23 protein-coding genes are annotated in these 25,449 nt (G+C 68.3%); 7 read left to right on the forward strand and 16 right to left on the reverse strand.

The genetic code is table 11. The annotated features are described in order from the left end of the window. Positions 1–15: 15 nt before the first annotated feature. Entirely contained in the window at positions 16–939 is a 924-nt protein-coding gene (locus NKG96_RS10005) for an ATP-dependent ribose-1-phosphate kinase (RefSeq protein WP_254534799.1), read from the reverse strand. Between the two features lie 145 nt (positions 940–1,084). On the opposite strand from NKG96_RS10005, the gene NKG96_RS10010 reads away from it, so the two are divergent. Further along, complete coding sequence (locus NKG96_RS10010; protein ID WP_254534800.1) at positions 1,085–1,576, forward strand: histidine kinase; 492 nt, start codon at positions 1,085–1,087, stop codon at positions 1,574–1,576. A 16-nt stretch (positions 1,577–1,592) separates the two neighbouring features. On the opposite strand, the gene NKG96_RS10015 is transcribed toward NKG96_RS10010, so the two are convergent. From NKG96_RS10015 to NKG96_RS10065, 11 genes are all read right to left on the reverse strand, one after another. Further along, positions 1,593–2,555 (reverse strand): ribose 1,5-bisphosphate isomerase, encoded by a 963-nt coding sequence (locus NKG96_RS10015; RefSeq protein ID WP_254534801.1) that lies wholly within the window; start codon positions 2,553–2,555, stop codon positions 1,593–1,595. A 46-nt stretch (positions 2,556–2,601) separates the two neighbouring features. Beyond that, positions 2,602–3,732, reverse strand: coding sequence for a methionine synthase (locus NKG96_RS10020; RefSeq protein ID WP_254534802.1), 1,131 nt, complete (start codon positions 3,730–3,732; stop codon positions 2,602–2,604). Beyond that, positions 3,729–4,721 (reverse strand): 5-methyltetrahydropteroyltriglutamate--homocysteine methyltransferase, encoded by a 993-nt coding sequence (locus tag NKG96_RS10025; protein ID WP_254534803.1) that lies wholly within the window; start codon positions 4,719–4,721, stop codon positions 3,729–3,731. Before NKG96_RS10025 ends, NKG96_RS10020 begins: the two co-directional genes overlap by 4 nt. Positions 4,722–4,757: 36 nt before the next feature. Beyond that, entirely contained in the window at positions 4,758–5,342 is a 585-nt protein-coding gene (locus NKG96_RS10030; protein WP_254534804.1) for a HemK2/MTQ2 family protein methyltransferase, read from the reverse strand. Then, positions 5,342–6,436 (reverse strand): mechanosensitive ion channel family protein, encoded by a 1,095-nt coding sequence (locus tag NKG96_RS10035; protein WP_254534805.1) that lies wholly within the window; start codon positions 6,434–6,436, stop codon positions 5,342–5,344. Before NKG96_RS10035 ends, NKG96_RS10030 begins: the two co-directional genes overlap by 1 nt. Beyond that, entirely contained in the window at positions 6,436–7,305 is an 870-nt protein-coding gene (locus NKG96_RS10040) for a 16S ribosomal RNA methyltransferase A (RefSeq protein WP_254534806.1), read from the reverse strand. Before NKG96_RS10040 ends, NKG96_RS10035 begins: the two co-directional genes overlap by 1 nt. Before the next feature lie 108 nt (positions 7,306–7,413). Further along, positions 7,414–7,962: a DUF655 domain-containing protein gene (locus NKG96_RS10045; RefSeq protein WP_254534807.1), complete on the reverse strand. Its 549-nt coding sequence runs from the start codon at positions 7,960–7,962 to the stop codon at positions 7,414–7,416. Between the two features lie 52 nt (positions 7,963–8,014). Next, the gene (locus NKG96_RS10050; protein WP_254534808.1) at positions 8,015–8,371 is read right to left on the reverse strand and encodes an RNA polymerase Rpb4 family protein; all 357 of its coding nucleotides are present in this window, start codon (positions 8,369–8,371) and stop codon (positions 8,015–8,017) included. 62 nt (positions 8,372–8,433) lie between these two features. Further along, positions 8,434–8,724: a 50S ribosomal protein L21e gene (locus NKG96_RS10055; protein ID WP_254534809.1), complete on the reverse strand. Its 291-nt coding sequence runs from the start codon at positions 8,722–8,724 to the stop codon at positions 8,434–8,436. A gap of 78 nt (positions 8,725–8,802) precedes the next feature. Beyond that, entirely contained in the window at positions 8,803–9,909 is a 1,107-nt protein-coding gene (locus NKG96_RS10060; RefSeq protein ID WP_254534810.1) for a DNA topoisomerase IV subunit A, read from the reverse strand. Further along, positions 9,910–12,399, reverse strand: coding sequence for a DNA topoisomerase VI subunit B (locus NKG96_RS10065; protein WP_254534811.1), 2,490 nt, complete (start codon positions 12,397–12,399; stop codon positions 9,910–9,912). It lies immediately after the preceding gene. Between the two features lie 180 nt (positions 12,400–12,579). Between NKG96_RS10065 and gyrB the strand changes: the two genes are divergently transcribed. The 3 genes from gyrB to trpB all read left to right on the forward strand — a co-directional run bounded on the left by gyrB (position 12,580) and on the right by trpB (position 18,448). After that, positions 12,580–14,508 carry a DNA topoisomerase (ATP-hydrolyzing) subunit B gene (gene gyrB, locus NKG96_RS10070; RefSeq protein ID WP_254534812.1) on the forward strand — a complete coding sequence of 643 codons (1,929 nt, stop codon included), beginning with the start codon at positions 12,580–12,582 and terminating at the stop codon, positions 14,506–14,508. Between the two features lie 106 nt (positions 14,509–14,614). After that, positions 14,615–17,170, forward strand: coding sequence for a DNA gyrase subunit A (gene gyrA, locus NKG96_RS10075; protein ID WP_254534813.1), 2,556 nt, complete (start codon positions 14,615–14,617; stop codon positions 17,168–17,170). Between the two features lie 114 nt (positions 17,171–17,284). Then, positions 17,285–18,448: a tryptophan synthase subunit beta gene (gene trpB, locus NKG96_RS10080; RefSeq protein WP_254534814.1), complete on the forward strand. Its 1,164-nt coding sequence runs from the start codon at positions 17,285–17,287 to the stop codon at positions 18,446–18,448. 12 nt (positions 18,449–18,460) lie between these two features. Here the strand turns inward: trpB and NKG96_RS10085 are convergent, their stop codons facing one another. Next, on the reverse strand, positions 18,461–18,790 hold the full coding sequence (locus tag NKG96_RS10085) for a hypothetical protein (RefSeq protein WP_254534815.1): 330 nt from the start codon (positions 18,788–18,790) through the stop codon (positions 18,461–18,463). Positions 18,791–18,882: 92 nt separating this feature from the next. Here NKG96_RS10085 and NKG96_RS10090 point away from each other — a divergent pair, with 92 nt between their 5' ends. Continuing rightward, positions 18,883–19,065, forward strand: a complete 183-nt coding sequence (locus NKG96_RS10090) for a hypothetical protein (RefSeq protein ID WP_254534816.1) — start codon at positions 18,883–18,885, stop codon at positions 19,063–19,065. A gap of 26 nt (positions 19,066–19,091) precedes the next feature. Here the strand turns inward: NKG96_RS10090 and NKG96_RS10095 are convergent, their stop codons facing one another. The 3 genes from NKG96_RS10095 to NKG96_RS10105 all read right to left on the reverse strand — a co-directional run bounded on the left by NKG96_RS10095 (position 19,092) and on the right by NKG96_RS10105 (position 23,388). Then, on the reverse strand, positions 19,092–21,206 hold the full coding sequence (locus tag NKG96_RS10095; protein ID WP_254534817.1) for a type II secretion system F family protein: 2,115 nt from the start codon (positions 21,204–21,206) through the stop codon (positions 19,092–19,094). Between the two features lie 2 nt (positions 21,207–21,208). Further along, the gene (locus NKG96_RS10100; protein ID WP_254534818.1) at positions 21,209–22,834 is read right to left on the reverse strand and encodes a type II/IV secretion system ATPase subunit; all 1,626 of its coding nucleotides are present in this window, start codon (positions 22,832–22,834) and stop codon (positions 21,209–21,211) included. Between the two features lie 65 nt (positions 22,835–22,899). Further along, positions 22,900–23,388, reverse strand: coding sequence for a DUF7549 family protein (locus NKG96_RS10105; RefSeq protein ID WP_254534819.1), 489 nt, complete (start codon positions 23,386–23,388; stop codon positions 22,900–22,902). An 88-nt stretch (positions 23,389–23,476) separates the two neighbouring features. On the opposite strand from NKG96_RS10105, the gene NKG96_RS10110 reads away from it, so the two are divergent. Together NKG96_RS10110 and NKG96_RS10115 are read left to right on the forward strand one after the other, a co-directional pair. Continuing rightward, a complete protein-coding gene (locus NKG96_RS10110; protein WP_254534820.1) occupies positions 23,477–23,932 on the forward strand; it encodes a DUF5793 family protein in 456 nt (151 codons plus the stop codon). 60 nt (positions 23,933–23,992) lie between these two features. Beyond that, positions 23,993–25,339 (forward strand): phosphohexomutase domain-containing protein, encoded by a 1,347-nt coding sequence (locus NKG96_RS10115; RefSeq protein WP_254534821.1) that lies wholly within the window; start codon positions 23,993–23,995, stop codon positions 25,337–25,339. The last annotated feature ends 110 nt before the right edge of the window (positions 25,340–25,449 follow it).

The raw sequence follows: 25,449 nt of genomic DNA on the forward strand, positions 1-25,449 counted from the left end.
TTCTTCGTCGGCTCCTCACTCCCCGACGACGCCGTGGTCGGCGACGAACCCCTCCACGTCCGCCCACGTCGGGGCCGTCCGTGCCCCCACCCGGAGCGACGCGAGGGCGCCGCAGGCGTTGGCGGCGGCCAGCACCTCCCGGTAGGCGTCGTCGGACTGGTTACCGGGGACGACCCCGTCGAACAGGCGCCAGCGGGCGGCGATGTAGCCCGCCGCGAAGGCGTCGCCGGCGCCCGTCGTGTCCACCGCCTCGACCGGGTAGCCGGGGTGGTCGAGTTCCCGACCGGGACGGTGGACGGTCGCCCCCTGCCCGCCGTGTTTCACGACGACGGTGGCCTCGCTGACGAGGTCCGCGAAGGACTCGCGTTCCGAGAGCGTGGCCGCCTCGCGCTCGTTGAGAAAGAGGACGTCCGTGTTGGCCAGCGTCGCCGCGTAGTCGCGGTCCGCGATGCGCCGCCCGGGGTCGAAACTGACGACGATGCCCCGCTCGTCGGCGAGTTCGGCCAGCGCGGCCGCCGTCGCGGGTCGCTGGCTGGTCAGGTGGAGGTGGTCGGCGGCCGCGAGCGTGGTCGTATCGAGGTCGTCGGGCGCGAACGCCTCGTTGGCTCCCGCATTCGAGAGGACCATCACCTCGCCCGTGCCGTCGACGACGAGGTACTTCGTCGACGTCTCGTGGCCCGCGACCCGGACGATGTTCGCGGTGTCCACCCCGAAGGCGTCGAGTTCCTCGCAGACGAGGCGGCCCGTCTGATCCTCCCCGACGCTCCCGAACAGCGAGGCGGTCACGTCGAGGGAGGCGAGCGTGCAGGCGACGTTCGCCGCGCTCCCCCCGCCCGCCTGCACCCGCTCCTCGATGAGCACCTCGCCGTCGGGGTCCGGGAGGCGGTCGACGCGGAGGGTCACGTCCCAGTTGACGTGGCCGGCACAGAGGACGCGCATTACCCCTCCACATGTCGCCGTGGGTTAAAAACACCTGACTCCGGCGGCGCCCCCGCTCGCCGTGTGCCGATTTCCGTGGCGGCACCCCGCCGTGGCCCCTACAGTGTCGGGCCGGCTTTTTCCCCCGCACGGACCAACTCATGCCATGTCGTACCGAGGAGAGGCACCCGCGGAGACGGCCGCCCCCGGCGAGTTCGACGTCGCGTGGGCGTGGAAGGGCGGGGCCGTCGCCGGACTCGCCGCGACGGTGGTGATGGGTGCGGTCATCACCGTCGTCGACCTCCCGACGCTCCGCGGGGCTATCGCCGGCCTCTACGGGTTCGAGGGGAGCCTCGTCGCGGGGTGGCTCGCGCACCTCGTCCACGGGACGCTGTTCGGGGTGCTGTTCGCGTGGCTCCTCTCGGACCCGGGGCTGTACCGGGTCCACGAGTGGGTCTGGAAGAGCGTCCTCGCGGGCGTCGTCTACGCCGTCGTCCTCGCCGTCGTCGGGGCGGGCATCGTGATGCCCATCTGGCTGGACGCGGTCGGTGTCGCCGCACAACCGGGGATTCCGAACGTCACGACGGCGTCGCTCGTCTGGCACATCGTCTACGGCGTCGTCCTCGGCGCGCTGTTCCCGTTCGTCGACGACCTCTGAGTTTCGTACTCGACGACTACCGGTCCCCGGGGTCGAGCCACGGTTCGTCGACGCCGTCGCCGAACAGTTCGCGCATCAGGAGGACGATGCTCTCGGGCGGGAACTGGCCGCTCTCGGTGACGATGGCGTCGACGTAGCGCGGCGGCGTCACGTCGAAGGCGGGGTTCTCGACGGAGATGTCGCCGATGTCGCGTCGCTCCGCCTCGCCGATGATCTCGGCCTCGTCGCGCATCTCTATCTCGATGGTGTGGCCGGTCATCGTCGCCGGGTGGAGCTTCAGCGACTGGGCGGCGACCATGATGGGCACCCCGCGTTCGCGGGCCATGACGGCCAGCCCCGACGTGCCGATCTTGTTCACGACGCTCCCGTCGGCGGCGATGGCGTCAGCCCCGACGAGGACGTGGTCGACGTCGTCCAGATATCGGCGGGCCGCGTTGTCCACGACGAGCGTGACGGGGACGCCCATCTCGCGGAGGGCCTTCGCCGTGATGTGGCCCTGATTCCGGGGGCGGGTCTCCTTGACGACGGCCGAGATGGACTTCCCCTGTGCGACGGCGGCCTCCACGCACGCGAGGGCGTCCGTCGAGTGACAGTGCGTCATCACCGTGTCGCCGTCCTGCAGGCGGTTGGCCCCGATGCGCCCGAGGGTGTCCTGTGCGCGGTCGAGGCGCGTCTCGAACTCCGTCGCGGCGACGACGACGCTCTCGCGGAGGGCCTCGACCGTCGTGCCCGTCGTCCGCTGGAGGACGTACCGGAGGGCGTTCGGGAGGCTCACCGCCGTCGGGCGCGTCTCGTGGAGGGTGCGCGCGGCCAGCCGAAGCTCCACACGGAACGCCTCGGGCGTCTCGGCGGTCGACTCGCGGGCCTGCGTCCGGAGGGCGTCGGCCGCCGCCGCCGCGATGGTGGCCGCCCCCCGGACCTCCATCGAGGCGATGTCCGCCGCCGCGCGCTCGACGGCGGGGTGCGGTGTGGTACCCATACCACCGATTCGACGGCGATACGTAAAAGGGAGGTGGCGAGTCCGGTCAGTCGGCCCGCGGGGCGGCCTTCCCGACGGTTATCTCGCCGCGGTCGAGTTCGGCCTCGACCTCGCGGGCGGCCTGCACCATGTTCTCCATCTTGCCGTAGGCGACCTTCCGGGGCAGGAGCTTCAGCCCGCAGTCCGGCGAGACGGTGAGTCGCTCCGGCGGGACGACCTCGAAGCCCTTCGTGATGTTCTCCTTGATCTCGGCGACGGGTTCCACCTCCGCGACGTGGGCGTCACAGACGCCGAGTGCGAGGTCCATCGTGAACTCGTGTTCGGTGAACACGTCCAGTTGCTCGTAGTCGCCGTTGCACAGTTCCACGTCGAACTCGTCGACGGGGTAGTCGAGCACCTCGGGGTAGATACGGGAGTAGTCGCCGTAGCAGACGTGTAGGCCGGTTCGAACGTTCTCTGGGATGCCGTCGGTGATGTGTTCGAGGCACTCGCCGACGATGGCGTGGTCGTCCGGGGTGGTGGCGAGGGCGGGTTCGTCGATCTGGATGTAGCGCGCGCCCGCCTCGACGAGTTTCTCGACTTCGAGGTTCACGAGGTCCGCCAGCGCGTACGCGAGTTCGGCCTCGTCCTCGTAGTGCTCGTTGAACGACCACTTCGCGAGCGTGTAGGGGCCGGTGATGGGCACCTTGACGGGGCGGTCGGCCACGCCGTCGGTGAACTCGAACTCGTCGACCAGCCACGTCTCGTCGTACTCCACCTCGTCGACGACGCTCGGCTTGTCGAAGTAGTTGTGACCCCACACCTTCACGGGGCCGTGGAACTCGTAGCCCGCGATGCGGTGGGCGAAGTACTCGACCATCTCGTTTCTGCGCATCTCCCCGTCGACGACCACGTCGAGGCCGGCACGCTCGTGTTCGTTCGTGATGAGACGGGAGGCGTCGTCCTTCGCCTCCTGCCAGTTGGCCTCGTCGAAGTCGACGTCGACGTCGAACCCGCCGCGCGGTTCGTCGCTGGCGCGGTCGGCGGCGCTCACTTCGAGTTCGCCGTGGTAGAGGTCGCGGGCCCGGTTGAGCCACTTGGGCTTGGGGTACGACCCGACCACCGTGGTCAGGACGAAGTGGTCGTTCTGGTGGTCGGCCGGGCGGAACTGCTCTCTCACGTCTGGTGTGTCACTCATGCTTCGACCTCGGTCTTGGCGGCCGCCGCGAGGGCGTCCAGTTTCTCCTCGAACTTGCTCGTCGGCAGGTAGAACGATTCCGTGTTGAACGTCACGTACGCCGTGTCGAACGACGCGCCGGGTGCGTTCTCGCTCACCCACTCGACGCGCTCGCGGACGGTGTCGGGGGACTCGACCTTCGTGTTCTGCCCGTCGACGAGGCCGAGCGAGATGCTGTCTTTCGTGCCGTACTCGTTGATGTTGTAGAGGTTCTGCTCGTGGTCGGTGACGAAGTCGTAGCCGATGGCGTCCACGTCGGCGTCCAGCAGGTGGGCGTGGACCTTCTCGGTCAGCGCGCCGTAGAACGTATGGACGACGACGTCCGCGTCCGTCGCGCCCGCGAGGCGGTCGATGGCCTCGCTCGCGCGTTCGTCCTCGCCGTCGCCGGGGGCCTCCTCCACGAGGGAGGGTTCGAGGACGAACAGCGTCGCGTGGTCGGGGAACGCCCCGACCTCGTCGACGAGGAAGTCCGTCACGCCGTCGAGCAGGTCGTCGCCGTAGTGTTCGTCGGTCGCGAGGTCCGCGAGGGAGTACGGGCCGGGGACGACGGCCTGCAGGGCGTCGGTCTCGACGGTCTCCGCCGCGGTTTCGAGGTCGGCGGCCATGTCGCCGTCGAAACCGAGGTCGCCGGTGATGACCGGCTCCCGGTAGAAGTTGTTGTTGTCGTAGTAGCGGACGATGCCGCGCGTCTCGACGTTGTCGTGAACACAGAGCGGGTGGGCGAGCATGTCGTCCCAGCGGTACTGGCCCTCGACGATGCGGTCCAGCCCGGCGCTCCGCTGTCGGTCGATACCCTCGCTCCGTGCGCGGTCGTACTGCGCGACGATCTCCTCCGATTCGTCGCCGCTGATGAGGTCGTCCTTCTGGTGGCCCTTGAGGTCGGAGAGGTCCGACTTGGCCCAGTCGGGGAGGGGAAACAACCCCGTCGTGGTCGCGACTAGCTCGGTCATCACGCGCGGCTACGGCATCCCCTCTGATAATATTTCCTACTCAGGAAAATTCCTCAGAGTAATCTCCCAGACCGACAGCGTCTCGAAGGGGAACGACTCCTCGCCGACCTGTCGGGCGTCGAGGCCCTGTTCTTCGGCGTGGGCGCGGACCGCCTCGGGGTCGGTGAGCGAACTCACGAGCAGGTACGCCCGACCCTCGGGCGCGAGGACGCGCGGCAGGTCCGCGAGGAACGGTTCGATGGCCCGCCGGCCGTCTTCCCCGCCCGAGAGGGCGTACTCCATCCAGTCGTCCCACTCGTTTTCGGGGTCTGTCGGGAGGTAGGGCGGGTTGAACAGCACGACGTCCACCGGCCCTCGGATTGGTTCGAGCAGGTCGCCGCGGAGGACCGACACCCCGTGCTCTCGCGCCTCGCGCACCGCGAGGGGGCTGATGTCCACGCCGACGACACGCGCGTCCGTCGCCTCCCCGACGCGCGCCGCCACGTACCCCGACCCCGTCCCCACGTCCACGACGAGGGCGTCCGGGTCGAGGGGACCCATCGAGTCGATTGCCGCCGACGCGAGCAGGTGGGAGTCCTCTGCGGGCTGGTACACGTCGTCGAGGTCCTCGCGGGAGACCATCAGGCGTCACCCCCGGCCTGCTGGCCGTCCCTGTGGACGTCGCCCGACGCCTCCACGACGCCGTCGGACGAGCGAGTCGAGACCTCCCGCTGGGGGAACGGGATGGTGATGTCCTCCCCGTCGAACGACTCCCTGACTGCCCCGATGACCGCCGTCTTCGCCTGCCAGAGGCGCTGTGCGCTCGGGTTGCGTATCCAGAAGCGCAGTTCGAGGACGACGGCGGAGTCCCCGAAGCGCTTGCCGACCACCCTCGGCGCGGGCGTGTCCATGAGCTCCCCCAACTCCGCCATCCCCTCCTCCGCCAGCGTAGCGGCCCGTTCCACGTCCGCGTCGTAGTCCACGCCCACCTCCAGTGACCCCCGGAGGCGACCCATCTGCGAGCGGTTGAGTATCTCGTTTGCGGTCACCTCGTCGTTGGGAATCATCACGTGCTCGTCGTCGAACGTCCGCAGCGTGGTGTTGAAGATGCTGATGTCGCGGACGATGCCCTCGCTGTCGCCGACTGCCACCCAGTCGCCCACCTCGAAGGGCCGCGAGAACAGGAGGACGAACCCCGCGAACACCGCCCCGAGGGTCTGCCGGGCGGCGAGGCCGAAGACGACGCCGACGAGACTTGCGCTGATGAGCAGGTCGCGGGGGTTGATGCCCGCCAGCGCGAGGACGAACAGCACCGTCGCGGCGAAGATGGCCAGTTCAACGATGTGCTGGAGCACCTCCCGCCGGTGGCTGTCCATGATGCTCGCGTCCCGTTCCTCGAGGAAGATGCGGGTGATACGCGTCAACGAGTAGGCGACGACCAGCGCCAGTCCGGCGACGAGTGCGAAGAGCCCGACCTCACCCTCGAAGACGAGGGGGCGGAGGCGTCGCTCGACGAGGTCGAACGCCTCCCAGATTGCCACCAGCGCCACCGCGGCGACCATCGCGGCCACGCTGACCACACTCGCCTGCCCCGCCTCGACGAGAGCGGCGTCGTACCGGTCGTGGAGCCGTCCGCCCAGCCGGTGGACGAACAGCGCCGTCAGGGCGACGGTACCGAGGACGCCCGCCGTGAGGACCACCCGACCCACGGTGGTCGGGTCGACCGGGAGTTGCATCACTGCGGGTCACCCACCTCCCACGCGAGGGCGGCGAGTTCGGCGAAGTCCGCGGGGGCCAGCGTGCCCGCGCGCTTGCTCAGCAGGCTCTCGTCGGCCGACGAGACGACGGCGTCCGGGTCCGCCAGATTCGAGATGTGCCCCGTGTTGCGAATCGCGTTGCGCATCGTCTTGCGTCGCTGGGTGAAGACGGCGGTGACGAACCGCAGGAAGAACTCGTCGTCCGGAACTTCGTAGTCCGGATTCCGGGGGACACAGCGAACGACTGCGCTCTCGACTGCCGGGACGGGGTCGAACGCCTCCTTCGGGACGGGTTCGACCACCTCGACGTCGGCGTAGTGGCCCGCCGTCACCGAGAGGCGACCGTACTCGTCCGTGGCCGGGTCGGCGGCCATCCGCTCTGCGAACTCCCGCTGGAACATGAGGACGAGGGGGACGTCGAGGGGGAGGAGGCGGAACGCTATCTCCGACGAGACGCTGTAGGGCAGGTTCGAGACGGACGCCGTCACGTCGTCGGGCAGTTCCACGTCGAGGGCGTCCCCTTCGAGGACGGTCAGGCGACCCGTCTCGACGTCGGCGGCGAACTCCTCGCGGAGGAACGCGGCGAGGTGCGGGTCGCGTTCCACGACGGTCACGCGCCCGTCCGCCTCGGCGACGCGTGCGAGCAGGCGGTCCGTGAGCGGGCCCGCTCCCCCCCCGATCTCGAGGACGTGGCTCAGATCGGTCCCCTCGGGCAGGTAGCCCGGCAGTCGGTCGAGCACCCGGTCGTCGACGAGGAAGTGCTGGTCGTAGTCGGGGTTCCCGCGGACGCCCGCCCGCGAGACGAGGGCGTCGGGGTTCCGTTCGCCGGTCGGCGGCGACGTCGTCATTACCGGGCGGTAGACGGTCGAAACGGAAAAAGCGATACATCCGTCGCTCGGTCGTCGCGCGCGGTGCGGGCCGGCCCGCCCCCGAGCGACGGCGGCCCGCGAGTCGACTCAGCGGACGAACGAGCGGTACTTCAGGTCCTCCTCGCGCAGTTCCTCCATGATGCGCTCGACGAGTATCTCCTTGGGGTCGTGAAGTCCCGAGACGCGCGAGTCGAGGTCCTCGAAGCTCTCGAACGGTTGGCGTTTCCGCTCCTCGAGGATGGTGTTGCGGAGTTTCTTCCCGATGCCGGGCAGGAGGTTCAACTGGTGGAGGCGCAGCGTAATGGGCTGGGCCTCGTTGTAGTGGTCGACGAAGCGCCGCTCGTCCGCCTCGACGATCTCCTCGACCGCGTACTGGAGTTCCGAGCGCGCGCCGCCCGATATCTGGTCGAAGGAAACCTTGCGGACCTCCTCGATGCCCTCGTCGCCGAGGGCGAAGCGGTCACCGATGGAGAGGTCCGCGTCGTCGGCGAGGACGCACTCGGAGAGGCCGAAGTCCTCGACACCGAGTGCGTGGACCAGCGCCGGCTTCTGGTACTGTGGGCGGTCGTCGTCGGCACGTCCGTGGGGGAGATAGTCCAGAACGACGGCGACCGCATCGCTGTCGGCGGGTGACATGTGTAGTTGAACGGGAAGGAGGTATTTAAGCGTACTTTCGAGGCCGCGTCCCCTAGACGTACTTCTTGATGACGTTCAGCACGTCGTCGAGTTCGTCGCCCGACAGGGAGTACCGCTCCTGTGCGAAGACGGCCCGGAGTTCGTCGCGGTTCCGGGGCAGGAGGTCCGCGATCTTGTAGGCGGTCGCCTCCGTGATCTTCTCGTTCTCCTCCAGTTCCTCGACGAGGGCGCGGGAGTCCTCCGCCGACAGTTCGGCGAAGCGGTTGACGTGCTCGATGGCTCGCGCGAGTTCGTAGCGCATCTCGCGTTCCTCGTCGGCCGCACGCTCGGCTTCGATGTCCGCGAGCAGTTCCTTCGCCTCGGAGACGGTGAGGTACTCCTCGTCGAGTTTCTCTTTGAATATCGTCACGTGAGACACCTCTGGCGAACGTGGGCAGGGGACGGAGCCTGCGGGGTGAGTGAGGTCATGACCTACTTCTGGCGGCGGAGGTGGGCGGCCCGCGAGAGCAGGACCTTGTCCTTGCCGCCGTCGTTGATCTGGACCTTGAACGCGCGGCCCTGCTTACCGACGACGGTGCCGGTGTGGCCGTTGAACCGCGGGTGGAAGCGCCCCTCGGGGACCGAGGGGTCGATCTTCAGGTGGACCTTCTCGCCCTCGTCGTACTCCTGGACGGCGCGCTGGGGCGGCGAGGTCCCTCGCTCGCGGGGGTCGTTCGAGAGCTTCTCACGGGTGCTGTGGTAGGGGCCCTTAGAGCTCGGCATTTGCCGTACGTATCCCCGACGACGACATAAAAGACACGTTCCACGGACGACGGTGCCGGGGGGAGGCCCCGCGGCGCGTCAGAAGACGCCCATCTCGGTCAGGCGCTCCGGCAGGTACGTGTCCGTGACGAAGTCCAGGCCGCGCGAGGCGAGCGCCTGCTGTTCGGCCTTCTTCCCGATGTCGAGCTGGAGCTCTATCTGCTCGCGCCAGTAGTCGGTCTGGAAGCGCGGGTCCTCCAGTTCGCTCTGGAGGGCGTTGACGTCCGAGTCGCTGAGGGGGTCCGTCGGCAGGTCGTACTCCACGATGTCCGAGGGCTGGATGCCGATGAACTGCGCTTCGGGCGTCGCGAGGTACTCCGAGAGGTGTGCGCTCTTGATGGACCCGTAGGCGACGGAGCCGAAGATGCGGTACGACCACGGGTCACCGTCGGTGAACACCGTCACGGGCAGGTCGAGTTCGTCGTGCAGGCGCTTCGTGATGCGTCGGGTCGCCCGCGCGGGTTGGCCCTTGAGGTGGACGACGATGACGTTGTAGTCCTCGTCGAAGCCGTTCTCGACGAGTCGGTCGCGCATCCCACCCGTCTCGACACAGAGGACGAAGTCGGCGTCGTGGTCGAGGAACTCGATGGTGTCGGGGTTGTTGGGAATCTGGTAGCCCCCCTCGCCCACGTCGTTCTGGCAGTGAATCTCGCGTTCGCCCCGTCGGGTCTGCTCGCGGAGGTAGAGCGGCCCCATCAGGGTCGCGCCCGACTCCTCCGGGCGCATGTGGAAGTCCTCGCGGGTGACCTCGGAGACGATTTCGAGGTCCTCCACGAGCTGGTTCGACTCGTCCTGATCGTTGAACTGCGCGGCGTCCAGGTCCCACGACTCGCTGAGGTAGTACAGCTCACGCAGGGTCGACGAGCGCCCCTCGTTCAACTGGTTCTGGAGGAAGTCGATGACGTAGATGGCCTTGAGTAGCTTCTGTGCCCCGGCCACGCTGTTGGCGGAGCGCGTGGAGTGGCGGTCGCCGTACACCCATACCCCCTGGTCCTCGTCGTACTCGATGTTGCTCTTCGTCCGGGTGGGGACCTGCATGTAGGGCACCTCCCCCCCGGCGAACTGGTCGTAGAACTCCGCCGCGAGGTCGATGAGACGCTCGCGGGCGAGTTCGTCCTGTCGTGGCGTGTCGCTGTCTGAGCTCATTTACGCGTTCACCGTCAGTTTCTCGTCTTCGACGCCCTCGACCTGGATGTCGAAGGTGGTCTCCTCCCCGAGGTCGTACTCGAGGACGGCCTGTTCGCCACTGCCCACGCTCGGGGCCCACTTGACGAACCACTCGCCGTCCATCTCGACGACCTGTGCGCCCTCGACATCGTGGGACTCCGTCCCACTGGCAGCCACGTGCCACGTGGCGACCTCCCCGGGGTCCTCGCTCACGATGTCCGTCACGTCGAGGTCGGCGTTCGTATCGGAGTGGTTGGCGACGACCAGCCTGACCCTCCCGTCTTCGACCTGCCGTTCGACGAGGACGTTGTTCATGATGCGCGCCAGCGAGTCCTCCACGTTCAACTCCTCGCGGCCGGTGACCTCCGAGAGCTTCTCGGCCATCCGGGGGAGGATGTCGGCGATGACGTCCTGTTTGCGCCGACGCTTCTCCAGCGACCGCCGCTTGTTGAGGTAGCGCTTCAGGTCGCGGGCGGCCTCGCGCAGGGCGAGTTCTATCTCGTCTTCGATGGCGGGGACGTTCGCGATGGCGTCCTTCGACTCGCTGGTGAAGGGCACGTTCGTGGAGGCGACGTGGACCATCAGGACGGCGGGGCCGTTGGGCATCCCGCTTCCCCCCGGCTGGTCGAGCCCGTAGTTGCGCCAGTTGATTCCCTTGACCACGTCCGTCGTCGCACACGCCCCCCGCTGGTAGACCAGCGGGACGCGGTTGGCGAAGCGGAGGACGCCGACCTGCCCCTCGGCGGGCAGGTCGCCGCCGTAGGCGATGCCCGCCTCGACGATGAACGGGTCACCCCCGTGGACCTCCGCGTCGCGGGTGGCGGTGGCGAAGAAGTCGGCGTCGTACTCCTTCCGGAGGCCGGCTTCGAGCAGTTCGGCCGTGATGGGCGCGAGACAGTCCGTGGGGGGCGCGAGGATGTCCGTCTCGCGCATCGCCTCCATCAGTTCGCTCGCGGTGTCGCGGTCCCCTGCCGTCTCAGAGACCTTCGGCACCTCGTCGGGGACCGACCGGCAGTTCGACCAGACGGCCTCGACGACGTTCTCGCGGGCCGTCTCCCCGAAGCTCACGTCGTCGCGCTCCTTCGTGCGCTCGGCGGCGCGGGTGACGTACCCCTCCAGTTCGCGGCGGGTCACGCGGTTGCGGGGGTCGTCGCTCCCCTCGAAGGCGGTGGCGATGCGGCGGGCGAGTGCCTCGACGGCCGCGTCGTCCTTCCGACTCGTGGTGGCCTCGTCGACGAGTTGGTAGAGGTCCGCGGCGCGCTGGGCGGTTATCTCGCTCCACGCCGCCCCGACGGCGTTCTCGCGGACCGAGGAACCGAACGTCTTGCCCGTCGACTCGGCCGCGTCCTCGGCGGCCGCGTCGACCAGTTCGACCAGTTCGTGGTGGGCGATGCGCTCGCGTTCGGCCACCGCGTCCGCGACGCTCCCCGCGAACTGCTCCGTCGCGTCCGCGCCCTTTCCGTTGACGGCGTCGACGAGAGCCGCCCGGACGTCGGCCGTTTCGGCGGCTTCGTCGCCTTCACTTCGGTGCGCCGAAGGCGCACCGCTATCTTCGTGGCTCGCGGGGGGCTTCCACGCCATCTCGCGGCCGAAGTGTCGGTCGCGGAAGGCGGCGACGACGCTCTCGGCGGTCTTCTGGCCGACGCGCGTGAACTCCGACTGGAGGAACCCGGAGACGCTGTAGGAGTCCGTCGCGCCGAGCATCTTGATGAGCGTCCCGAGTTCGACCCCGTGGGGGTGGGGGCGAATCTCGGTCGTCTCGGCGGGCAACTGGTCGGTCGCCCGCTCGTACTTCAGGTGCTCGGAGGGTTCGCGGAACTCCAGTCGCGCGTGGGGGTTGACGACGGCGGTGTGTTTGATGTAGTCGTGGAGCTGTTGGCGCGCGCGCATGTTCGCCTCCATCTCCAGTTCGATGCGCGTCCCGTGGGGGCGCTCCCACGTCGTCGTGTCCTCGACCGATATCTCGGGCTCGTTCTCGTCCGTGTCGATGATGAGCTCGAAGTACTGCGCCTCGCCGTCCCCCTGCGTCTTGCTCGTGATCTTGGCGGGCTTCCCGCTCGTGAGCTGTGAGTAGAGCACCGCGGCGGAGATACCGATACCCTGCTGGCCGCGGGACTGCTCGCGGGCGTGGAACCGGGAGCCGTACAGCAGCTTCCCGAACACCTTGGGGACCTGCTCTTTCGTGATGCCCGGGCCATTGTCCTCGATGACGAGGCGGTAGTAGTCGCCGGCCTCGGCGATTTCGACGTAGATGTCGGGGAGGATGCCGGCCTCCTCGGTGGCGTCGAGCGCGTTGTCGACGGCCTCCTTGACGGCCGTGACGAGACCACGCGCGCCCGAGTCGAACCCGAGCATGTGCTTATTCTTCTCGAAGAACTCCGCGATGGAGATGGCTCGCTGGCCCTTGGCCAGCTCCTCGGCGACGCCGCTGTCGCCGCCGCCGCCGAGTTCCGACTGATAAGATGGCATTCCTGTGGGACAGTTACCAACCACTCGTTATAACGTCCGCGCTACCGCGCGGTGAAAGTGAACCTGGTCGGTGGGTCCCGGCGGCCCGCCGAGGTCCGAACTGTGCCCCAATGAGGGTAGTTTCGCGCGCGCGTGCGAGGGTTTTATTGGCAGGTCCATCTTAGGGCTGGCAAGTAGTTCATGTCGCAAGAGAAAGAGTACGGAGCAGGCCAAATTCAAGTCCTCGAGGGCCTGGAGGCCGTCCGAAAGCGCCCCGCGATGTACATCGGGTCGACCGACACGCGCGGACTGCACCATCTCGTCTACGAAGTCGTCGACAACTCCATCGACGAGGCCCTCGCGGGCTACTGTGACACCATCGAGGTGACCATCAACGACGACCACTCGGTGACCGTCTCCGACGACGGTCGGGGGATCCCCGTCGACACCCACGCCGAGTACGACCGCCCCGCACTGGAGGTCATCATGACCGTCCTCCACGCCGGCGGGAAGTTCGACAACAAGTCCTATCAGGTCTCCGGAGGCCTCCACGGCGTCGGCGTGAGCGTCGTCAACGCCCTCTCGAAGTGGCTGGAGGTCGAGGTCAAGCGCGACGGGGCCGTCTGGCGCCACCGCTTCGACCACGGCGAACCCGAGGCCGACGCCTTCCGTGAGGTGCGGACGATGGACCCCGACGAGGAGACGGGCACCGAAATCACGTTCTGGCCCGACGACGACATCTTCGAGACCACCGAGTTCGTCTACTCGACGCTCGAATCCCGCCTCCGGGAACTCGCATTCCTCAACCCCGGCGTCTCCATCTCGCTTCGCAGCGAACCGGAGGACAAGGAGACGACCTTCCAGTACGACGGCGGCATCCGCGAGTTCGTCGAGTACTTGAACGAGACGCGCACCGTCCTCCACGACGAGGTCGTCTTCTTCGACGAGGAGGTCGAGACGAGCGACGGCGTCGTCCAGCTCGAAATCGCCATGCAGGCCACCGACGGCGTGCAGGGGTCGGTCCACGCCTTCGCGAACAACATCAACACGCGCGAGGGCGGCACGCACCTCACCGGGTTCAAGACGGCGCTCACGCGCGTCGTCAACGACTACGCCTCCTCGCACGGCCTCACCTCCGACATCGACGGCAACCTCAAGGGCGAGGACATCCGCGAGGGCCTCACCGCCGTCATCTCCGTCAAACACCCCGACCCGCAGTTCGAGGGGCAGACGAAGACGAAACTCGGCAACAGCGAGGTGCGGGGTATCGTCGAGTCCGCGATGCACGAGGGACTCGGTACGTACCTCGAAGAGCACCCGAACGTCGCGGAGGCCATCGTCTCGAAGGCCGTCGAGGCGGCGAAAGCTCGGATGGCCGCGAAGAAGGCCGAGGAACTCACCCGGCGCAAGAGCGCGCTGGAGACCACCTCCCTGCCCGGCAAACTGGCGGACTGCCAGACGCGCGACCCGGAGGAGGCCGAACTGTTCATCGTGGAGGGCGACTCCGCGGGCGGGTCGGCCAAGCAGGGCCGCGCCCCCGAGTTCCAGGCCATTCTCCCGCTCCGCGGGAAGATTCTCAACGTCGAGAAGAACCGGCTGGACCGCGTCCTCGAGAACGAGCAGATACGGAACATCATCACCGCCGTCGGCACGGGCATCGGCGAGGAGTTCGACATCGAGGACGCCCGCTACCAGAAGGTCATCATGATGACGGACGCGGACGTCGACGGGGCGCACATCCGCACCCTGCTCCTGACGTTCCTCTACCGCCACATGCGGCCCCTGCTGGAGGCGGGCTACGTCTACGCCGCCCAGCCACCGCTCTACCGCATCCGGTACAAGGGCGAGACGTACGACGCGATGACGGAAGCCGACCGCGAGCGTATCGTCGAGGAGGTCTGTGACGGCAACCCGGACCAGGTCCAGCGGTTCAAGGGCCTCGGCGAGATGAACCCCGAACAGCTCTGGGACACGACGATGAACCCGGACAACCGCATCCTCAAGCAGATCGCCATCGAGGACGCGGCCGCCGCCGACCGGATGTTCAGCGTACTGATGGGCGACGCCGTCGGTCCGCGAAAGCAGTTCATCAAGGAGCACTCGACAGACGCCGAGTGGGTCGACATCTGAGGCACAGCATGTCTCCCGACCCTCTCTCGTCTGTCTCCCGTACCGAGCGACCGACCGCACCCGACACACACCAGCCACCACATGCAACACACCACGGAGGCCACGAATGAGTTCTGACGTCCCCGAAGACCTGCCGGACCCCGACGCACAGCGCGTGACGCCCATCCGCGTCGAGGAGGAGATGGAGCAGTCGTACATCGACTACGCGATGAGCGTCATCGTCGGGCGCGCCCTGCCCGACGCCCGCGACGGCATGAAACCCGTCCAGCGACGCATCCTCTACTCGATGCACGAACTGGGCGTCACCTCGAACTCGGGTCACCGCAAGTCCTCGAACATCGTCGGAGACACGATGGGGAACTACCACCCCCACGGCGACTCGGCCATCTACGACGCCCTCGCCCGGATGGCACAGGACTTCTCGCTCCGCTACCCCCTCGTCGACGGGCAGGGGAACTTCGGGAGCGTCGACGGCGACCCGCCCGCGGCGATGCGCTACACGGAGGCCCGGATGGCCCCCATCGCGGAGGAGATGCTCCGGGACATCGGGAAGGACACCGTCGACTTCGAGGGGAACTACGACGACCGACTCACCGAACCCGAGGTCCTCCCCGCCGCCGTCCCGAACCTCCTGCTCAACGGGGCGTCGGGCATCGCCGTCGGGATGTCCACGAACATCCCGCCGCACAACCTCGGCGAGGTGGTCGACGCGACGATTCACCTCATCGACAACCCCGACTGCACCGTCGCGGACCTGATGGAACACGTCAAGGGGCCGGACTTCCCGACGGGCGCGAACATCGTCGGGCGCGAGGGAATCCACGACGCCTACACGACGGGTCGGGGCCGCCTCCGCGTGCGCGCGGAACTCGAAATCGAGGAGGAGGAACACCGCATCGTTGTCACCGAACTCCCCTACCAGGAGAACAAGGCGCGGCGCATCGAGCGAATCGCCAACGACGTCAACGACGGCAAGATCGAGGGCATCTCGGACCTGCGCGACGAGTCCGACCGGGAGGGTATCCGCGTCGTCATCGAACTCAAGCGCGGCGCGAACCCCGACGTCGTCCGCAACCAGTTGCTCGAACACCACCTCGAACAGACCTTCAGCGTCATCTCGCTGGCCCTCGTCGACGGCCAGCCCCGCGTGCTGGACCTGAAAGAGATGCTCGAACAGTACGTCGGGCACCGCCGCGAGGTCGTCCGCCGACGCTCCGAGTACGAACTCGGCGAGGCGGAGGACCGCGCCCACCTGCTCGAAGGCCGCCTGACGGCCCTCGAACACGTCGAGAGCGTCGTCGAACTCATCCGGGAGTCAGAGGACCGCGACAGCGCGAAACTGGCCCTGCAGGACACCTACGACTTCTCCGAGCGTCAGTCCGACCACATCGTCCGGATGCAACTCGGGAGCCTCACCTCCCTCGAAGCCGCCGAAATCGAACAGGAGTACGAGGACGTCACGGCCGAAATCGAGCGTCTGGAGACCATCCTCGGCGACGAACGGGAACTGCTCGGCGTCATCAAAGAAGAACTCCGGGGGGTCAAGGACACCTACGGCGACGACCGGCGGACGAGCATCGTCGAGGACTACGGCAACGTCACCCGCGAGGACCTCATCCCCGAGGAGGAGATGGTCGTCGTCCTCACCGAGGACGACTACGTCAAGCGGATGCCCCTCTCGTCGTTCGACGCCCAGCACCGCGGCGGGAAGGGCATCATCGGGACGCGCCTGAAAGACGGCGACCGCGTCTCGACGGTGTTTCAGGCGAGCACGCACGACTACCTGCTCTGTTTCACCAGCGCGGGACAGGTCTACCAGTTGAAGACCTACGAACTGCCCGAGATGGGCCGGACCGCCCGCGGGCGGTCGGCGGTGAACATCCTCAACCTCGACGAGGACGAACGCGTCACGGCCATCGTCGACACGGACGACTTCGACGAGGACGAGTTCCTCACGATGGTCACCCGCGGCGGGTACATCAAGCGCACGCGCGCCGGCGAGTTCGACAACATCCTCTCGACGGGCATCCGCGCCGTCCGTCTGGAGGAGGGCGACGAACTGGTCGACGTGGCCGTCACGGACGGCGAGAGCGACGTCATCATCGGCACCGAGAGCGGCATGACCATCCGCTTCGACGAGACGGAGGCCCGCGCGATGGGCCGGACCGCGCGCGGCGTCAACGCCATCAAGCTCACCGACGAGAACGTCGCGAACGCGAACGTCGGCGACCGGCGCGACTGGGAGGGCGACGCCGTCGTCGGTCTCGTCTGCGACACGGAGGGCGACGACCGCGACCTGCTGACGGTGACGTGGCACGGCTACGGCAAGCGCACGCCCCTGTCGGAGTACCGCACGCAGTCGCGCTACGGGAAGGGCCTCATCGACATCAAGACCAACGAGCGAAACGGCCACGTCGTCGCCCTCAAGCAGGTGAGCGAGGACGACGAACTCGTCATCATGAGCGAGGGCGGCCAGATCATGCGCACCCGCGCCGGGGAAGTCTCCCAGCAGGGGCGCAACACGATGGGCGTCCGCGTGATGCGCCTCACCGACGACGACTGGGTCGCGAGCGTCGACGTGTTCTCCGTCAGCGGGGAGGACGCCGCCGAACTGGACGGGAGCGGGGCGGAGGAGGGAGACGCGAAAGCGGACGACGAGTAACGCACTCGCCGCCCCGTCCCCGCACGTCGGTCCGTCACCGACCACTGATGAGCACACCCGTCGCTCGCTGTCCCGGCCCGAACACTTTTTACCACCTCGCGCCGCGCACGTGGTATGTCCGACCACGCTGACGGCGACTTCGACGGGTTCGGCGGACGGCACGTCCCCGAACCGATGCAGGAACCGCTCGCGGAACTGGCGGCCGCCTTCGACGCTATCGCCACCGACGACGACTTTCAGGCGGCGTTCCGGGAGGTCCTCGAGGGGTTCGCCGGGCGGCCCACGCCCCTCTATCACGCCGGGAACCTCTCGGAGGAACTCGGCGCTGACGTCTACCTGAAGCGCGAGGACCTGCTCCACGGCGGGGCACACAAGATAAACAACTGCCTCGGGCAGGCGCTGCTGGCGGACCGCGCGGGCAAGACGCGCCTCATCGCGGAGACGGGCGCGGGGCAACACGGCGTCGCGACGGCGATGGTCGGCGCAATGTTCGACCTCGACACCGAGATCTACATGGGGAAGAAGGACGCCGACCGCCAGCGGATGAACGTCTTCCGGATGCGCCTGATGGGCGCCGAGGTCAACGAGGTCACGCAGGGCGGCGCGGGCCTCGCGGACGCCGTGGACGTCGCACTGGAGGACTTCGCCGAGAACATGAAGGACACCCACTACCTCGTGGGGAGCGTCGTCGGCCCCGACCCCTTCCCCCGGATGGTCCGGGAGTTCCAGTCGGTCATCGGGACGGAAGCGAGAGAACAGGTCGTCGAGGAGACGGGCGACCTGCCCGACGCCTGCGTGGCCTGCGTCGGCGGGGGGTCGAACGCCATCGGCCTGTTCCACGCCTTCCGCGACGACGAGGACGTGGCCTTCTACGGCGCGGAGGGAGGCGGCGAGGGAGGCGACTCGAAGCGCCACGCCGCCCCGCTCGCGTCCGGGACGGACGGTACCATCCACGGGATGCGCACCCGCGTCATCGACGACGACGTGGAGGTCCACTCCGTCTCCGCCGGCCTCGACTACCCCGGCGTCGGGCCCGAGCACGCCATGTTCCGTGCCGTCGGGCGCTGTGAGTACCGCGCCGTGACCGACGACGAGGCGCTGGCGGCGTTCCGCACGCTCAGCGAGACGGAGGGCATCATCCCGGCGCTGGAGTCGAGTCACGCCGTCGCGCTGGCGGCCGACCTCGCCGAGAACGGGGACCACGACACCATCGTCGTCAACCTCTCCGGGCGCGGCGACAAGGACATGGAACAGACCGCGCGGATGTTCGACCTCTGAGCGGGGCGCGCGTTACTCCGAGTCCTCCTCGTCCAGTTCGTAGAGGAGTCCCTGTCGTCCCGTCCCCTCGAAGGAGGCGTCGAACTCCGTCTTCGTCAGGCCGAGACCGGCAGCGACCCGTCGCTCTATTTCCTCGTGGTCGTCGGCCTTCGACCCCACCTCGCCCGCGATGACGACGAGGGGGACGACCACCAGCGTGAACAGGCCGGCGAGGAGGCCGAACGCGAGCGCTAGCGTCGGGAGCGTCCCCGTCGCGACGAGGGCGAGGAACGTCCCGAGGGCGACGGTCACGGCCACGGCGACGAGCATCGACAGCCGCCCGCGGGAGTACTCGAGTGTCACGGGGTGTCTAGGTGTCAGGGGACTTTATCGTTGTCCTCGGCGGCGCGGGTCGGACCGGCAGTCACAGGACGCGGAGCCGAGGAGCCCCGTCGATGACCGGCGACCGTCCCCGCGCGATGCGCGTCTACGACTGGTGGAGTCGCCACCCGAGGCTGTTCTGGGGGCTGTCACAGGTCGTGTTCGCGGGACGGGAGCGCGAACGCCGCGAGGCGGCGTTCGACGGGGCCGAGACGACGTACTACAACGACGAGACGTTCTCCGTGTCTGTGACGTAGAAGACAATTCGAGCGGACGCGACGGACTAGAGGAGCAACTGGGCGAGTTCGAAGACGACGTACGTCACGGCGACCATGACGGCCGAGTGCTTGACGCCGGATTCGAGCGACCCGTCGCTCATCTGCCCGCCGATGACGCCCGAGAAGGCCGCCTGCAGGAGGGCGGCGTGGAAGAAGGTGAGGCGGTAGTCCGCGACCGCCTGTTCCGAGAGGCTCATGAACCCGCCGACGCTGGCCCCCGCCCCGGTCTTCAGCCCGCTGGTCGCCTCGACCAGCTTCGGGATGAAGAAGGCGTCCATCGTGACGATGACGACGAGGAACACGAGGAAGGCCACGTAGATGGCGATGAGGTAGGTGGACATCTCCTGTCTGCGGGTGCGCTTGAACCGGCGTTCGGCGCGCGCCTCGCTGGCGGCGATGCGGAGGACCGGCCCCACGTCGCTGGAGGCGCGCATCGAACTCGTCACGAGCGTCACGAGTCGGGTGACCGAGGGCGTCCGGACCCGGCGCTCGAAGCGCCGGAGGGCCGTCGACACCGTCGCCCCCCACTGGATGTCCGCCCAGATGCGTTCGAGTTCGGGGTTCATCGCCCCGAGGTCCGAGGTGCGGATGCGGTCGAAACTCTGGACGACGGTCATCCCGGCCTCGTTGAGGCTCGCCATCCGGTCGAGGAGGTCAGGCAGCGCGGCCTCCAGTTGCTTGAGGCGGTGCTGGCTGGCCTCGTAGACCAGCCCGAACGTGCCGAGCAGGAAGACGAACGTGAAGACGAGCACGTCGTCGAGCGCCGCCATCGTCGGCACCTGCCCCGCGACGACGAGGGGGACGAGTTCGTACGAGAGGTAGAGCATCGCCACCGGGACGGTCAGGTAGAACACGCGGACCGGCCTGTCGAGAAGGGCGTCGAGGGGGCGGGCGGCGAGTCGCCGGACCTGTTCGAACGAGCGGTAGGCGACGAGGCGTTCGTGGTTCGCCCGAATCCGCTCCGCCTTCGAGGCGAGCGCCGTGCCGCCGTCGGTGAGCGCTCGCGGCGCGAATCGAGCCGTCGGAATCGGACCGAGGCGCTCCGCGTTCCGGAGGTCGTGGAGGACGCGCTGGCCGCTGATGTCGGCGGTCAGGTCCGCGAGGTAGGCGACGAAGACGACGTTGATGACCGGGATGCCGAGGTAGGTGACGAGCTGGATGAGCGTCAGCGTGTCCCCGGAGGTCAGCCCGATGATGAGGAGGATGGTGATGAGAAAGAGCATGCCGGCGACGGCGACGGTGACGTACACCTCGGCGGCCGTCGCGAGTTGCTCGATCATCTCGTCCTGTTTCTCCGCCGCGTCGTCGCGGTAGCGCTCGTACTGGCTCCTGAGGAACGACGGGAGGTCCTGCCCGCTCTGGAGGACGCTCGCGAGGTTCTCACAGAGACCGCGGAACGCGTCGCTCGGGGTGCGGACGGCCACCTTCCGGATGCTCGTCGTCAGGTCCCGTCCGAGCAGGTCGACGTCGCGGACGGCGACGCGGAACTCCGCCGCGCCCTCGCCGAAGACGCGTTCGTTGCGCGCCAGCGACCGGAGCACCTCGGGGAACGTCATGCCCCCGCGCGAGAGAGCGTAGGTGAACGCGACGGTCCGGGGCATGCTGGACTCGATGCGCCGACGCCGCGTCGAGGCCCGCTGTCGGGGGGCGTAGTAGCGGACGAGGTAGGTTAGCGCCACGGCGAGCGTGGCGAACAGGCCGCTCGCGACGAGGAGGACGAGGGCGACTTTCACGTTCGTCCCGACAGGGCCGACCGGGCTGGTGACGCCGAGCGGTTCCGAGACGAGGGCAGCGAGGCCGGTCCGGCCCTCCGCGGACCGACCGGCCCGGAGGAACCTCCCGACGCCGACGGCGGCGTAGACGCCCGCCACCGCGCCGGTGACGCCGAAGACGGCGGCGTATAGCCGGGTCCGGGCCGTGTAGAGTCTGGGCGGCGTCGAAACCTGTGCCGCCTGCAGGATGCGGCGATTCGCCAGCGGCGACGCCCGGTCGTTCGCTAGCAGGACGATGGCGATGCGGTCGGTCACCTGGCGGAGGGGCAGGTACTCCCCGTCGATGGCGAGGACGAGGGAGGCCGTGACGAGCAGGACCAGCGGCGTGAGCGCGAGCAAGACCAGCATGGTCAGTCGTCCGCCACCGCCGCCGTGCCCGCATCGACCCGGTCGAGCGCCCGCTCGGGGTCCGCGTAGTAGCGGTTGACCATCGCGGTGAACCGGCGGTAGTCAGTGATGTTGCGCTCGCGGAGGGCCTCGAGGAACCGGTGGCGGCGCTTCAGTTCGCGGAGAAGGTCGGACTGCGACCAGCCCCGCTCGTCGCGTATCTCGTCGGCGACCGTCCGACTCCCCGGTTCGAACGTGTCCGACCCCGCGTTCCAGGCAAAGGCCTGTCCGTAGTCGAGTTCGCCGGTCCGCTGGTCGATGCCGTCGATCTCCGCGACGGCGTCGGCGCGGCGGACTCGCTGGCCGTCGAGGCGCACCTGCTTCTGGACGATGAGCAGGTCGAGGGACTCGACCATCTGGCGGGGCACGTCGATGGGTTTGTTCTCCAGGCGGTTGATGGCCGTCCGGACGGAGTCGGCGTGCATCGTCGAGAGGGTGGTGTGGCCCGTGTTCATCGCCTGAAAGAGCGTGATGGCCTCCTCGCCGCGCACCTCACCCACCACGATGTACTCGGGGCGGTGGCGCAGTGCGGCCCGCAGGAGGTCGTACATGGAGATGTCGGTGCCCTTCGAGAGGCCCTCGCGGGTGACCGAGGAGAGCCAGTTGTCGTGGTGGAGCGCGAGTTCGCGGGTGTCCTCGATGGTGATGACCTTCGAGCGCGGGGGGATGAACATCGAGATGGCGTTCATCGAGGTGGTCTTGCCGGCCGCCGTCCCGCCTGCGAACACGAGGTTCTTGTTGTGCTCGATGGCCAGCCAGAGGTACGCCATCGACGCGAGGTCGTAGGTCCCGAAGTTCAGCAGATCGATGGGCGTCAGCGGTTCCTCGCTGTACTTCCGGATGGTGAACGCCGAGCCGTGGGGGGTGACCTCCTGGCCGAGGGCGAGTTCGGCGCGCGACCCGTCCGGGAGCGTCGCCGCGGCGACGGGGTCGCCGACGCTGACGTGTCGCCCGGACTGCTGGGCGAGGTGGACGACGAACGTATCGAGTTCCTCGCGTTCGAAGACGACGTTCGTCTCGATGTCCGTGTAGTCGTCGTGATAGGCGTACACCGGCATCTCCGGCCCGTCACACGAGACGTCCTCGATGTGCGGGTCGTGCATGAGCGGGTCCAGCCGGCCGTACCCCCGGAACGAGCGGTCGAGGTAGTAGAACAGGCGGTAGAAGGTGGGGACGTCGACCTCCACGCCGTACTCCTCCAGTCGGTCGCGCATCTCCTCGCGGAGGGCCTGTTCGGGGTCGGCGTCGACCCTCGACGTCTCCTCGTGGTCGTCGGCCCGGTAGAGCAGGTGGTCGCGGACGTCCGCCGCGAGTGAGTCGAGGAGTTCCCGCTCCAGGTCGTCGAGTGCGGGTTCGACGACCCGGTAGCGGTACTCGTCCACCTCGGTGTCGTAGGCGATGGAGGCGAACGTGAACGGTGCGTCGAGCCAGTAGCGGTCGGTCTCGTACCCGTCGGGACCGCCCGCCGAGACGAGCGGTCCGTGGGCCGCGGGGTCGTAGTTCGTCAGGTCGACGGTCGACCCGCGGAGCATCTCCATGGTGCGTGCGAGCCAGTGGCGAACTCCCCCCGGAGTGTCGTTGGATACCATCGTAATCGTCGCCGACGGCCGGCGTCTGGCCCGAACTGGTAACTCCGATGACTTAAACCATCCCTCTATGGTGATTGTTCTCCGGAGAGGAGAATCGCGCCGAACCCGACCTGGAAGAGGACGCCGAGCGGAACGGTCAGCCCCGGTTGGACCGCCGAGAGCAGGTAGGTCGCGCCCGCGAAGGCGAGACCGGAGACGGTGAGCAGGCCGCCGAGGACGAACGCGGGCGTCCGGGGGAGGAGGTCGTCGAGTCGCTCCTCGCGGAGGAAGAGTTCGACGCTCGCGACGAGTGCGAGGGCGAAGACGAGGGCACCGAGGAGCGCGACGGTGTAGCCGAGACCGCTCGCGTTGCCCTCGTTGAGGCGCGCGAAGAAGTACGGCGTCCGGACCGGGTCGGGGGCGTCGGTGACGAACCGGGCGACGACCACCGGGAAGCGGATTTCGACGACGCCGACCGACCCCGAGAGCCACCAGACGGACCAGGGGAGGAGCGCGGAGAGCCACGTGGCGAGGACGGCGAACTCGTTTCGGTACGCCGGGTCGACCAGTGTCATAATTGTCGCCACGAGCGGGCGAACAAAACGATACCGACTCTCGCCGGTGGCGTCACGTTCATCCCGCTGGCCCACCAATCTCGGGTGAATGAGGCGCGACTACTTCACGCTCGACGTGGACACCGCGGACGACGACGGCAGACCGACGGTGACCATCGAGTTCGACGGTCCGACCGGGCCGTTCGAGGAGCGCCTGACCGACGAGACCGGGTCACTCCTCGACGCAGTCCAGGTCGACGTGTCCTACCGTCTGCAGGCGGCCGAGATGCGACCCGAGGCGACCGGTGTCTTCTCCCTGACGAACCGGGTCACCGGCGACTACGTCCTCGAGGCCAACGTGGACGCCGAGGTGGTCCTCCGACTCGTCGAGGCCGCTCGGACCGGCGGTACGGACGACGAGGACGAGGGGGGCTGTTACCGCGTCGTCGTCCGCACCACCGACGGCGAGCGACTGGTCCACGACAAGTCCACGCTCCTCGTGTACGACGAGGACGGCGAGGTCATCCGCGAGAGCAGCCTCATCCCGAGCGGCGTCGAACTCTGAACCGCCGGAGGACCGGACGATACGACACGAGATAAGTAGCTCCCGGACAGCGATGGGTGTATGGACCTCTTCGGCACCGCGGGCATCCGCGGGGACGCGCGAACCCGGGTCACTCCGGAGCTCGCACTCGCGGTGGGACGGGCGGCAGGTGCAGACGCCACGGAACTCGTCGTCGGGCGCGACGGCCGGGAGACCGGAGCGGCGCTCGTCGCCGCCGTCGAGGCCGGAGCCGAGAGCGCGGGCGCGACCGTCCGACGGGTCGGGGTCGTCCCCACCCCAACGCTGGCGTTCGCCTCGCGCGGCCGGCGCGGAATCCAGGTCACGGCGAGTCACAACCCCCCGCAGGACAACGGGCTGAAGCTGTTCGTCGACGGCGAGGAGTACGACGGCGAGGCCGAGCGACGCGTCGAGGAACGAGTCGCCGAGGGACTGGAGCCGACGACGTGGGACGAGTGGGGTGACGCGACCAGCTTCGACCCGCTCGCGGACTACCGTGACGCCGTCGCCGCCTACGCCCGACAGCACGGCCCGGCGCCCGACGGGCAGACCGTCGTCGTGGACTGCGGCAACGGGATGGCGTCGCTCGCCACCCCGCAGGTGCTCCGTGCCCTCGGCGCGCACGTCGTCGCGCTCAACGCGAACGTCGACGGGCACTTCCCCGGGCGGCCCTCGAAGCCCACGCCCGAGACCCTGGGTGACCTGATGGCGTTCGTCGCGGACCACGGCAACTGCATCGGCATCGCCCACGACGGGGACGCCGACCGCATCGTCGTCGTGGACGGCGACGGCGAGGTGGTCCACGAGGACACCGTCCTCGCCATCGTCGCGGAGCACTACGTGCGCATCGCCGACGTGTCCGACCCGGTGGTCGTCACGACGCCGAACGCCTCCGGGCGCATCGACGAACGGGTCGACGCGGCGGGCGGGCGCGTCGAACGCGTCAAACTCGGGTCGCTCCACGAGGGCATCGCGGCGGCCCGCGAGGCCGGCGGCGACGTCGTGTTCGCCGGCGAACCGTGGAAGCACATCCACCCCTACTTCGGGCCGTGGATCGACGGCGTCGCCAGCGCGGCCCTGCTCTCGACGCTCGTCGCCGACCGGGGCCTCCCAGCGCTCCGCGAACCCGTCAGCGAGCGCCCCTACAGGAAGGTGAGCGTCGACTGCCCGGACGACGCGAAGGTGAAGACGATGGAACTGGTTGGGAAACGCCTCCCCGCGCTGTACCCCGAGGCGGACGTGAACACGGAGTACGGCGTCCGCGTGAACTTCGCCGACGGGTCGTGGGCGCTCGTCCGTCCCAGCGGGACCGAACCGTACGTCCGGGTGTACGCCGAGAGCGACGACGTGGATGCCCTCGTCGGGCGGGTCGTCGAGTGCGTCGAGTCGGCCGTCGCCGACGTGTCCTAACGGCCCGACTTTCTTCCACCCTCGGTCACGACGAACCACCAGACGACGGCGAGCACCGCCAGCGCGGCGGTATTCCGTGTGAACGGGACACACTGACGCGGTGGAAACAA

Origin of the sequence: Halomarina litorea, assembly GCF_024227715.1 — an archaeon.
GTDB lineage: Archaea > Halobacteriota > Halobacteria > Halobacteriales > Haloarculaceae > Halomarina > Halomarina litorea.

Excerpts from the sequence above, each read along its gene's own strand:
- NKG96_RS10005 (WP_254534799.1), bottom strand. The coding sequence starts at position 939 with ATGCGCGTCCTCTGTGCCGGCCACGTCAACTGGGACGTGACCCTCCGC.
- NKG96_RS10010 (WP_254534800.1), top strand. The coding sequence starts at position 1,085 with ATGTCGTACCGAGGAGAGGCACCCGCGGAGACGGCCGCCCCCGGCGAG.
- NKG96_RS10015 (WP_254534801.1), bottom strand. The coding sequence starts at position 2,555 with ATGGGTACCACACCGCACCCCGCCGTCGAGCGCGCGGCGGCGGACATC.
- NKG96_RS10020 (WP_254534802.1), bottom strand. The coding sequence starts at position 3,732 with ATGAGTGACACACCAGACGTGAGAGAGCAGTTCCGCCCGGCCGACCAC.
- NKG96_RS10025 (WP_254534803.1), bottom strand. The coding sequence starts at position 4,721 with ATGACCGAGCTAGTCGCGACCACGACGGGGTTGTTTCCCCTCCCCGAC.
- NKG96_RS10030 (WP_254534804.1), bottom strand. The coding sequence starts at position 5,342 with ATGGTCTCCCGCGAGGACCTCGACGACGTGTACCAGCCCGCAGAGGAC.
- NKG96_RS10035 (WP_254534805.1), bottom strand. The coding sequence starts at position 6,436 with ATGCAACTCCCGGTCGACCCGACCACCGTGGGTCGGGTGGTCCTCACG.
- NKG96_RS10040 (WP_254534806.1), bottom strand. The coding sequence starts at position 7,305 with ATGACGACGTCGCCGCCGACCGGCGAACGGAACCCCGACGCCCTCGTC.
- NKG96_RS10045 (WP_254534807.1), bottom strand. The coding sequence starts at position 7,962 with ATGTCACCCGCCGACAGCGATGCGGTCGCCGTCGTTCTGGACTATCTC.
- NKG96_RS10055 (WP_254534809.1), bottom strand. The coding sequence starts at position 8,724 with ATGCCGAGCTCTAAGGGCCCCTACCACAGCACCCGTGAGAAGCTCTCG.
- NKG96_RS10060 (WP_254534810.1), bottom strand. The coding sequence starts at position 9,909 with ATGAGCTCAGACAGCGACACGCCACGACAGGACGAACTCGCCCGCGAG.
- NKG96_RS10065 (WP_254534811.1), bottom strand. The coding sequence starts at position 12,399 with ATGCCATCTTATCAGTCGGAACTCGGCGGCGGCGGCGACAGCGGCGTC.
- gyrB (WP_254534812.1), top strand. The coding sequence starts at position 12,580 with ATGTCGCAAGAGAAAGAGTACGGAGCAGGCCAAATTCAAGTCCTCGAG.
- gyrA (WP_254534813.1), top strand. The coding sequence starts at position 14,615 with ATGAGTTCTGACGTCCCCGAAGACCTGCCGGACCCCGACGCACAGCGC.
- trpB (WP_254534814.1), top strand. The coding sequence starts at position 17,285 with ATGTCCGACCACGCTGACGGCGACTTCGACGGGTTCGGCGGACGGCAC.
- NKG96_RS10090 (WP_254534816.1), top strand. The coding sequence starts at position 18,883 with ATGACCGGCGACCGTCCCCGCGCGATGCGCGTCTACGACTGGTGGAGT.
- NKG96_RS10095 (WP_254534817.1), bottom strand. The coding sequence starts at position 21,206 with ATGCTGGTCTTGCTCGCGCTCACGCCGCTGGTCCTGCTCGTCACGGCC.
- NKG96_RS10100 (WP_254534818.1), bottom strand. The coding sequence starts at position 22,834 with ATGGTATCCAACGACACTCCGGGGGGAGTTCGCCACTGGCTCGCACGC.
- NKG96_RS10105 (WP_254534819.1), bottom strand. The coding sequence starts at position 23,388 with ATGACACTGGTCGACCCGGCGTACCGAAACGAGTTCGCCGTCCTCGCC.
- NKG96_RS10110 (WP_254534820.1), top strand. The coding sequence starts at position 23,477 with ATGAGGCGCGACTACTTCACGCTCGACGTGGACACCGCGGACGACGAC.
- NKG96_RS10115 (WP_254534821.1), top strand. The coding sequence starts at position 23,993 with ATGGACCTCTTCGGCACCGCGGGCATCCGCGGGGACGCGCGAACCCGG.